This window comes from Caulobacter sp. P1_B12_2 (assembly GCF_056406675.1).
Map to the genome: position 1 here is coordinate 1 of NZ_JBFTZS010000160.1, position 9,266 is coordinate 9,266.

Here is a 9,266-nt window from a genome sequence, read left to right on the forward strand (position 1 = left end):
GATGGACACCGTCCTGAACCTGGGCCTCAACGACGAGACCGTCGAAGGCCTGGCGATCCTCTCGGGCGACCGCCGCTTCGCCTATGACAGCTATCGCCGCTTCATCCAGATGTACTCGAACGTCGTGCTCGACCTGGAGCATCACATGTTCGAGGAGATCCTCGACGACCATAAGGATCGCCTCGACATCACCGTCGACACGGCGCTTACGGCCGACGACTGGGCCGCGGTGATCAAGGACTACAAGGCGGCCGTCCGCGACGCCCTGGGCAAGCCGTTCCCGCAAGATGCTCAAGAGCAGCTGTGGGGCGCGATCGGCGCGGTGTTCGCCAGCTGGATGAACGACCGGGCCAAGTTCTATCGCCGCATGCACGACATCCCCGAGGCCTGGGGCACCGCCGTCAACATCCAGTCGATGGTGTTCGGCAACATGGGCGAGACCTCGGCCACCGGCGTGGCCTTCACCCGCAATCCGTCGAACGGCGACAGCCGGCTCTACGGCGAGTTCCTGATCAACGCCCAGGGCGAGGACGTGGTGGCGGGCATCCGCACGCCGCAGTCCCTGACCAAGGCCGCCCGCGAGGAGATGGGCGACGTCTCGCCTTCGATGGAAGAGGCGATGCCGACGGTGTTCGGCCAGTTCAAGACCGTGGTCGAGACGCTGGAGCGCCACTACCGCGACATGCAGGACATCGAGTTCACGGTCGAGCAGGGCACGCTCTACATGCTGCAGACCCGCAGCGGTAAGCGCACGGCCAAGGCCGCCCTGAAGATCGCCGTCGACATGGCCGCCGAGGGCGTGATCAGCCGCGAGGAAGCCATCGGCCGCGTCGAGCCGGCCTCGCTGGACCAACTGCTGCATCCGACCATCGATCCGACCGCCCACCGCGAACTGATCGCCAAGGGCTTGCCGGCCTCGCCCGGCGCGGCCACGGGCAAGATCGTGTTCGACAGCGACGCCGCCGAAAAGGCCGCCGCCGCCGGCGAGGCCGTGATCCTGGTGCGCGAGGAGACCAGCCCCGAGGACATCCACGGCATGCACGCCGCGCGTGGCATCATCACCGCCCGGGGCGGCATGACCAGCCACGCCGCCGTCGTGGCGCGCGGCATGGGCCGGGCCTGCGTCAGCGGCGCCGGCGACGTGTCCATCTTCCCCAAGGAAGCTTTGTTCCGGGTGCGCGGCCGCGACTACAAGGCCGGCGAGACCATCACCATCGACGGGTCGACCGGCGAGATCCTGGTCGGTTCGCCCAAGATGATCGAGCCCGAGCTGACCGGCGACTTCGCCACCCTGATGGAGTGGGCCGACGGGGCGCGGCGCATGAAGGTCCGGGCCAACGCCGAGACCCCGCTGGACGCCAAGACCGCTCGCGGCTTCGGCGCCGAGGGCATCGGCCTGTGCCGCACCGAGCACATGTTCTTCGACGACACCCGGATCGCCGCCGTGCGCGAGATGATCCTGGCCGACGACGAAGCCGGCCGCCGGGCCGCCCTCGCCAAGATCGCGCCCTTCCAGAAGGCCGACTTCGTCGAGCTGTTCACGATCATGGAAGGCCTGCCGGTCACCATCCGCCTGCTCGACCCGCCGCTGCACGAATTCCTGCCGCACACGGAAGAAGACGTCGTGGCGGTGGCCAAGGCCACGGGCCTCGACGCCCAGAAGCTGATGCAGCGGGCCAAGGAGYTGCACGAGACCAACCCCATGCTGGGCCATCGCGGCTGCCGCCTGGGCGTGTCGTATCCCGAGATCTACGAGATGCAGGTCCGGGCGATCATCGAGGCCGCCTGCGACATCGCCAAGTCGGGCAAGACCGCGCCGATCCCCGAGATCATGCACCCGCTGGTCGCCAAGGGCGAGGAGATGAAGTACCTGCGCGACCTGACCGACCGCACCGCCAAGGCCGTGCTGGAAGAGCAGGGCGTGGATCTTCAGTACACGGTCGGCACCATGATCGAACTGCCGCGCGCCGCCCTGCGGGCCGGCGACCTGGCCGCCAACGCCGAGTTCTTCAGCTTCGGCACCAACGACCTGACCCAGACCACCTTCGGCATCAGCCGCGACGACGCCGGCAAGTTCCTGGGCGCCTATATCGACAAGGGCATCTTCGACAAGGACCCCTTCGTCAGCCTCGACCAGGAAGGCGTCGGCGACCTGATCCGCATCGCCGCCGAGCGCGGCCGCGCGGCCCGTCCGGACGTCAAGCTCGGCATCTGCGGCGAGCATGGCGGCGATCCCGCCTCGATCGCCTTTTGCGAGACGGTGGGCCTGGACTACGTGTCGTGCTCGCCCTACCGCGTGCCGATCGCCCGTCTGGCGGCGGCGCAGGCGGCGCTGGCCAACAAGGGCTGAGACCCTCTGATCGCCGGGCGGGCCTCGTCCGTCCGGCGGTGACAGCCTAGAGATGCTGGACAGCGAACCGGCCGGCGCCTATCCGGGTATCAAGACTACTCGGAGGGACGGATGGCCTATCTGCGCTGGCGACGGTTTGTCGAACTGGTCTCGCTGGACCGTCCCGCGGTCGGCGAGTTCTTCATGCGCAAGCGCCACAAGCCGATCGTCGCCGCGCCCGTCGAGAAGTGGGATCGCGAATATCGCGACGGCGTCTACGACCGCTTGGCCAGCTCGGATCAACGCCACCATCACCGCCTGCTGGCCGCCATGATCGCCGACCGCTGGCCCAATCCCCGCGTGCTCGAGATCGGGGCCGGGGAGGGCGTGCTGTTCGAGGCGTTCCGACCCCATGCCCCCGCGCGCTATGTCGGCGTCGACTTCTCCGCCCCCGCCGTCGAGAAGGGTCTGGAGCGCCTGTCGGCCGAGCGCGCGGCGGGACAGGTCGACCTGCTGCTCGGCGACGGCCGCGCCTTCCGCACCGACGAGACCTTCGACGTCGTGGTGTTCTCCGAATGCATCGAGCATCTGGGCGAGGTCGAGGACCTGGTCTCGCACTACACGCCCAATCTGCGGCCCGACGGCGCGGTGGGCCTGACCATGTGGCTGGCGCTCAAGCCGCTGCGGCTGTGGCATCGCCTCAAGGCCCTTGGCCGCGTGCTCGACGAGGCGGTGGTCAACACGCCCTGGGGCGGCGGCTGGCTGGTGTCGGTGGTGCGCCCGGCGGCGACCAAGGCGATGGCGCTGCTGATGACCCTGTGGGCGATCGCGCCCACCGACGCCTTCGCGGCGCAGAGCCTGGACCTGCCGCTGTCCATCGACCTGGCTCGCGCCGCCGTCGAGGCCTGCGCGGCCAAGGGCGCGGCGGTCAGCGCCAGCGTCGTCGACGACAAGGGCAATCCGCTGGTCGTGCTGCGCGCGCCCGCCAGCCCCAAGCCGCCGGTCGCCGCGCCGCGCAAGGCGGCCACCGCCGTCCAGTTCGACGCGCCCGGCAGCGCGATGGAGCCGCGCGAAAAGGCCGATCCCGCCTTCGCCGCCCTGATCAAGGCCGAGCCAGAGCGCCTGAACCCGCACGGCGGTTCTCTGCCCCTGCACATGGACGGCAAGTTGGTGGGCGGCCTGGCCGTGGCCGACACCTCGCACGAAACCGCCGACGCCTGCGCCCGTGAGGCCCTGGCCAAGTTCGCCGGCAAGGTGAACTGAGCCTTGGGTCTGGTGAAGGACATGTGGCGCGTCGGCCTGGTCCGCGCGCCGATGGCCGACCTGCTGAAGCCCGGCGCCCTGGCCGAGCATTCGGTGACCTGGGTCCCCGATCCGGGACCGCTGTGCTTCCTGGCCGACCCGATGGGCGTGTGGCGTGACGGGCGGCTCTACGTCTTCGCCGAGATCTACGATTATCGCGACCGCGTCGGGGCCATCGAGGTGCTGACCTTCGACGCGGACCTGAACCTGCTGAGCCGCGAGCCGGCGCTCAAGGAGCCCTGGCACCTGTCCTACCCCTTCATCCTCGAAGAGGACGGCGAGACCTACATGCTGCCCGAGGCGCACAAGTCGGGACGGCTGACCCTGTATCGCGCCGAGGACTTTCCCACGAGATGGACGCCGGTCCAGACGATCGACCTGGACCGGGTGGCCATCGACGCCACGCCGGTGCGCCACGACGGGCGGTGGTGGCTGTTCTACACCCCGGCCACGACCAAGGCCGAGAAGGTCAGCGCCCTGCACGTGGCCTGGGCGGACAAGATCACCGGTCCCTGGACGCCGCATGCCGGCAATCCGGTGCGCTTCGACCCTTCCAGCTCACGCCCGGGCGGCACGCCGGTCGTCGTCGACGGCGCGATCGTGCTGCCGATGCAGGATTGCCGTCGGACCTATGGCGGCGCCATCCGCGCGCTGCGGGTCAGCGTCCTGACGCCGGACCGTTTCGAGGCCGAGGCCGACGAGCCGATTCTGCCGCCGCCCAGTTTCGGCCGCCTGACCGAAGGGCTGCACACCCTGTCGGCGGCGGGGCCGATCACGCTGATCGACGCCAAGCGCTTCGAAGTCTCGCCGCGCTCGCTGGCGCTCGACCTGCGCCGGGAATGGCGAAAGCGCRGGCCGGGAAGGGCGCGAAGCGCTTGATCGCCGCCGCGCTGGTCCGCTTGGCGACCACGGCGTCGAACACGTCCAGATAGGCCTCGGCGATCGGCCCCAGCCGGTAGGCGGCGACGGACCGCGCCACGGCGCGCGGATCGGCGGCCGGCGCCGCGAGCACCTGCCGCAGGCCCTCGGCCAGACCCTCGGCGTCGCCGATCGCGGCCACGCGGCCGTTCAGGGGATGGCTCAGCAGTTCCCGCGCCGCGGGGGTGCAGTCGGTGCTGACCACGGGCCGCCCGGCGCCCAGCGCCTCGACGATCACCGCCGCATAGCCTTCGTAGAACGAGGTCAGCAGGAACGCGCGGGCGGTCTCCAGCCAGGGCCGGATGTCTGGAACATAGCCGGGCAGGCGCACGCGGTCGGCGACGCCCAGTTCGGCGGCCAGGGCCTCCAGATCGGCCCGGCGCTCGCCTTCGCCGACGATCACCAGGGTGGCGTCCTTGTCGTCCAGCCGGGCGAAGGCGCGCAGGGCGACGTCGAAACCCTTCTCCTTGACCAGCCGGCCGGCCGCCAGGACGACCTTGCCGTCGGCCGGCGGGACGAAGGCGTGGTCGTCGTCGTCCAGGGCCGGCAGGCGGATGCACTGGGTGACGCGACGACCCAGGGTGCGGTTGGCGTCGGCGGTCATGCTGTCCGACAGCGAGATCGCCCGGTCGATGCGCCGCAGCTGCCAGCGGGTCTTCAGATTGTAGGGGATCTGGGCCAGGGCGCTTCGGCCGTGCCGGTACAGCGGCGTGCCGATCTGGGCGACCACGCCGGGCCGCTGGTCGGCGGGCAGGGCGTCGAGGGCCGGCAGGACCGGCCAGTGATAGTTGCCGGGCACGAACAGGATGTCGGGCCGCCGCTGCGCCACGAAGGCCGCCATGGCCTTGCCCAGGGCCTTGCGTGAGCCCTTCGCGCGCGGAATGGGCGGATTGGCCTCGACCACCTCGACGTCGGCGTGGATCAGGTCGGCCAGCGGCCCCTCTCGCGCGCCGCAGAACAGGGTGACCCGCCGCCCCAGCGCCGCCCAGCGGTTGGCCAGCCGCACCGCGATGCGTTCAGAACCGCCCAAAGGCAGGTCATGCAGCACGATCGCGATCGTGCGCGCCTCGTCGCCCATCTTAGCAGGTCCCCCGACCTCGACATCATGGCCTGTCGGGCGCGGGCGAACCGCGGACTTCCAACCTCCACTAAGGGCTAGACGTCGCGAGCGGGGTGGAACCGGAAAGATTTGGCGCCGGGGCGCAATATTTCGAAACCTGGCGGATCGCGCCGTCAGGCGGCCGGGGCGGCCCTCTCGCTCCACAGGTCCAGATCGCTCTCGCGGCCGATCAGGGCCAGGCCCGAGGCGATGGATTCGAACTCGCCGCCGCTCTCGATCTTGGCCTCGCCGAACCGGCGCAGGAAGATCTCGCGCACGGCCGGAACGAACGAGCTGCCGCCGGTCAGGAACACGCGGTCGACGCCGTCCGGACCCAGGCCGGACCGCTCCAGCGCCTGGTCGACGGCGGTCTCGATGGCCTTGAGCTCCGGGGCGATCCAGCCTTCGAAGTCGGTGCGCTGGACGGGCTTCTCGATCAGCACCGAGCCGGCCTCGAAGCGGAACGTCGCCTGCTCGTGGCTCGACAGCGCCTCCTTCAGCGCCGAGACCGCGCGGTAGAGGGCGTAGCCGTGGTTGTCGTCGAGCACCTCGATCAGCCGGGCGATCTTCTCCGGCTCCATGGCGGTGCGCTCCAGGGCGCGGATGTCGCGCATGTCCTTGGAGGCGCGCAGCAGGGCTAGCTGATCCCAGCGGGCGAAGGCGGTGTAGTAGCGCTGCGGCATCGGCAGGCGGTTGTCGAAGGCGCGATAGAGGCTGCCCTTGCCCAGTTCGGGCGAGACCAGCTGGTCGATGATCCGGTAGTCGAACGCGTCGCCGGCCACGCCGACGCCCGAGCGGGCCAAGGCGGTGGAGCGCAGTTTCCCGTTGTCCCGCTCGAACCGCACGATCGAGAAGTCGCTGGTGCCGCCGCCGAAGTCGGCGACCAGCACGGTGGCGTCCTGCGTCAGCTGACGGGCGAAGAAGAACGCCGCCCCGACCGGCTCGTAGGCGTAGCGGATGTCGGTGAAGCCCAGGCGCTTGAACCCGGCCTCGTAGCGCGACAGGGCCAGGGCCTCGTCGGGATTGCCGCCGGCGAAGGTCACGGGACGGCCGACGATAACCTGCGGCGGTAGACCCTCCATGGCCGCGCCGCCATGGGCCTTCAGCTTCAGCAGGAAGGCCGACAACAGATCCTCGAACAGGTAGCGCTTGTTGAGGATCTTGGTCTCGGTGAAGGCGGCGCTGGCGGCGAAGGTCTTGAACGACTGGATGAAGCGGGTTTCCAGCGGGTCCTCGACATAGGCCTCGATCGCCCAGGGACCGGCCTCGGTCACCAGTTCGTTGGGACGGCCGTTCAAGCCCATCACGGCATGGAAGCTCAGGGCCGAGCGGAAGGCGAAGATGTCGCCGCCGGCGGCCGGGAACTTGATCAGCGTGGCGGGACCATCGCCGTGGGTCATCGAGACCACGGTGTTGGTCGTGCCGAAATCGATGCCGATCGTCGTTTGGGGAACGGACGTCATGGAAGCGCCTGGACGGGAGGAGGGCAGGGTTCCTAACCCCCCAGGCGCTGACGTCAAGCGCGGGGCGATGCTTTCTGCCAACGGCTCTTGGCGAACGCCGCAGGATGGCTAAGCCTTGGGCATGCATCGCAGACGATTCCTCGCCGCCACGGCCGCCGCCGCCTTCGTTCCCGCCGTGTCCCGCGCCGTGACCCCGGACGGGACCTTCATGGTCGACAGCCGCGTGCTGGGCGGCCAGCGCCGGGTCAATATCGCCCTGCCGCCCGGCTATGCGGGATCTAAGCAACGGTTTCCGGTGCTGTACCTGCTCGACGGCGGGACGGTGCAGGAGGACTTTCCCAAGATCACTGACTTCGTCGCCCAGATGATCGCCGCCGGGACCTTGGCCCCGATGATCGTGGTTGGGATCGAGGGCGTCGATCGCAAGCACGACCTGACCCACCCGGCGACCTTCGCCGACGACCTCAAGCTGCTGCCGCAGTCCGGCGGCTCCGCGGCCTATCGCCGCTTTCTGATCGACGAACTGCAGCCCTGGGTGAAGGCGCGCTACCGCGTGAACGGCCAAAGCGGCCTGATCGGCGAGTCCCTGGCCGGTCTGTTCGTGGTCGAGACCTTCCTGCGCGAGCCCAAGGCCTTCGACGCCTATCTCGCCGCCAGCCCCAGCCTGTGGTGGGACGACCAGAGCCTGTCGCGCGAGGCGTCTTCCTTGCTGACCAACGGAAAGTTCGGCGGGCGCCGGCTCTACCTGTCGATCGGCGATGAAGGCACGACGATGCAGGCGGGCGTGGATCGGGTCGTCGCGGCGCTGAAGGCCAAGCCGCCCAAGGGGCTGGCCTGGCGCTACGAGCCCATGCCGAAAGAGCACCACAGCACCATCTACGACCCCTCCGCCAAGGCCGGCCTGCCCTGGCTGTTCCCGCCGCGTTAACGCGTCTTTCACGGGGCAGGGCAGAGAATTCCCCCAAATACGACACTGGCCGCGCGTGTTTCAGCGTTCAAGGCCTGACGGGGGAAGCCATGGGTCTCGACGACCTCAAGATCTCGACCAAGGTCCTGCTGCCTGCCGCCATCCTGGCCGTCGCCGTTCTCGGCTGCACGGGCATGGGGGTCTGGCAGCAGAAGAGCCTGCAGGACGCGACGCGGATCCTGGTCGAGCATCGCTCGCCGGCCGAGGTGCAGTCCGCACGCTTCAGCCGCCGCCTGAGCATGATGGGCCACGCCGCCCACCGCGTGGTGACCTACGAGGGAACCTCCGAAGCGGCCCAATCGGCGTCCAAGGATCTCGACAAGGTCTATGGCGAGGGCAAGGACAGCCTGGACAAGATGGTCAAGGCCGACCCGGCCATCGGCCCGGTCGCCGACGGCTTCCGTCAACGCATCGACACCCTCTACGCCGACGGCCGCGCCGCCGCCGATCTTGGCCTGGCCAATGATGACACCGGTGCCATCGCGCGCCTCTCGGCGCTGGATCCGGCCATCGAGAGCCTGTCCAAGGACGCCAAGGCCTGGGGCGACGGCTATCACGTCGAAACCGACGCCCTGGTGGCCGGCGCCAACAAGAAAGCCAATCAGGGCGCGCTGCTGACCATGCTTCTGGGCGTGGCCGCCGCGATCGGCGGCATGGGCTTCGCGCTGTGGATCGGCGCGACCAAGATCTCGCGTCCGGTCGCGTCGCTGTCCAAGACCATGACCACCCTGGCCCAGGGCGAATTGGACGTGACGGTGGCCGGCGCCGGCCGCAAGGACGAGGTCGGGCTGATGGCCCGCGCCGTTCAGGTGTTCAAGGACAACGCCGTGGCCCTGCGCACGTCCGAGGCCGAGCAGCGGCGGATCAGCGCCTCCAGCGAGGCCGAGCGCCTGCGCAACGAGGCGGCCAGCCAGGGCGCGGCCCAGGACCAGGCCTTCGTCATGGAACGGATCGCGGCCGGCCTGGCCCAGCTGTCGCGCGGCGACCTGACCGTGCGCGTCGTCGATCAGTTCCCCGAGGGCTATGGTCAGCTGCGCACCGACTTCAACGGCGCCATGGACCACCTGGACCAGGCCATGGGCCAGATCCTGACCGCGGTCGGCGGCATCGGCCGCAGCTCCGACGAGATCACCGCCGCCGCCGACAACACCGCCCACCGCAGCGAGCAACAGGCCGCCAGCCTGGAAG

At 69.6% G+C, this 9,266-nt stretch carries 7 protein-coding genes; 5 read left to right on the forward strand and 2 right to left on the reverse strand.

The genetic code is table 11. The features are described from left to right. The 3 genes from ppdK to AC1DZ6_RS11880 all read left to right on the forward strand — a co-directional run. On the forward strand, positions 1-2,350 hold a 2,350-nt coding region (gene ppdK, locus AC1DZ6_RS11870; protein WP_477097383.1), incomplete at its 5' end, for a pyruvate, phosphate dikinase. A gap of 111 nt (positions 2,351-2,461) precedes the next feature. Further along, the gene (locus AC1DZ6_RS11875) at positions 2,462-3,592 is read left to right on the forward strand and encodes a heme-binding protein (protein ID WP_477097384.1); all 1,131 of its coding nucleotides are present in this window, start codon (positions 2,462-2,464) and stop codon (positions 3,590-3,592) included. A gap of 12 nt (positions 3,593-3,604) precedes the next feature. Continuing rightward, the gene (locus AC1DZ6_RS11880; RefSeq protein WP_477097389.1) at positions 3,605-4,510 is read left to right on the forward strand and encodes a glucosamine inositolphosphorylceramide transferase family protein; all 906 of its coding nucleotides are present in this window, start codon (positions 3,605-3,607) and stop codon (positions 4,508-4,510) included. On the opposite strand, the gene AC1DZ6_RS11885 is transcribed toward AC1DZ6_RS11880, so the two are convergent. Both AC1DZ6_RS11885 and AC1DZ6_RS11890 read right to left on the reverse strand, forming a co-directional pair. Continuing rightward, positions 4,404-5,627 carry a glycosyltransferase gene (locus AC1DZ6_RS11885; RefSeq protein ID WP_477097385.1) on the reverse strand — a complete coding sequence of 408 codons (1,224 nt, stop codon included), beginning with the start codon at positions 5,625-5,627 and terminating at the stop codon, positions 4,404-4,406. The two genes, AC1DZ6_RS11880 and AC1DZ6_RS11885, sit on opposite strands and share 107 nt — an antisense overlap. 155 nt (positions 5,628-5,782) lie before the next feature. After that, a complete protein-coding gene (locus tag AC1DZ6_RS11890) occupies positions 5,783-7,111 on the reverse strand; it encodes an Hsp70 family protein (RefSeq protein WP_477097386.1) in 1,329 nt (442 codons plus the stop codon). Between the two features lie 121 nt (positions 7,112-7,232). On the opposite strand from AC1DZ6_RS11890, the gene AC1DZ6_RS11895 reads away from it, so the two are divergent. Both AC1DZ6_RS11895 and AC1DZ6_RS11900 read left to right on the forward strand, forming a co-directional pair. Continuing rightward, the gene (locus tag AC1DZ6_RS11895; RefSeq protein WP_477097387.1) at positions 7,233-8,039 is read left to right on the forward strand and encodes an alpha/beta hydrolase; all 807 of its coding nucleotides are present in this window, start codon (positions 7,233-7,235) and stop codon (positions 8,037-8,039) included. Positions 8,040-8,128: 89 nt separating this feature from the next. Beyond that, positions 8,129-9,266, forward strand: a 1,138-nt coding sequence (locus AC1DZ6_RS11900; RefSeq protein WP_477097388.1) for a HAMP domain-containing protein, incomplete at its 3' end; no start/stop codon positions are given.

Excerpts from the sequence above, each read along its gene's own strand:
- AC1DZ6_RS11875 (WP_477097384.1), top strand. The coding sequence starts at position 2,462 with ATGGCCTATCTGCGCTGGCGACGGTTTGTCGAACTGGTCTCGCTGGAC.
- AC1DZ6_RS11890 (WP_477097386.1), bottom strand. The coding sequence starts at position 7,111 with ATGACGTCCGTTCCCCAAACGACGATCGGCATCGATTTCGGCACGACC.
- AC1DZ6_RS11895 (WP_477097387.1), top strand. The coding sequence starts at position 7,233 with ATGCATCGCAGACGATTCCTCGCCGCCACGGCCGCCGCCGCCTTCGTT.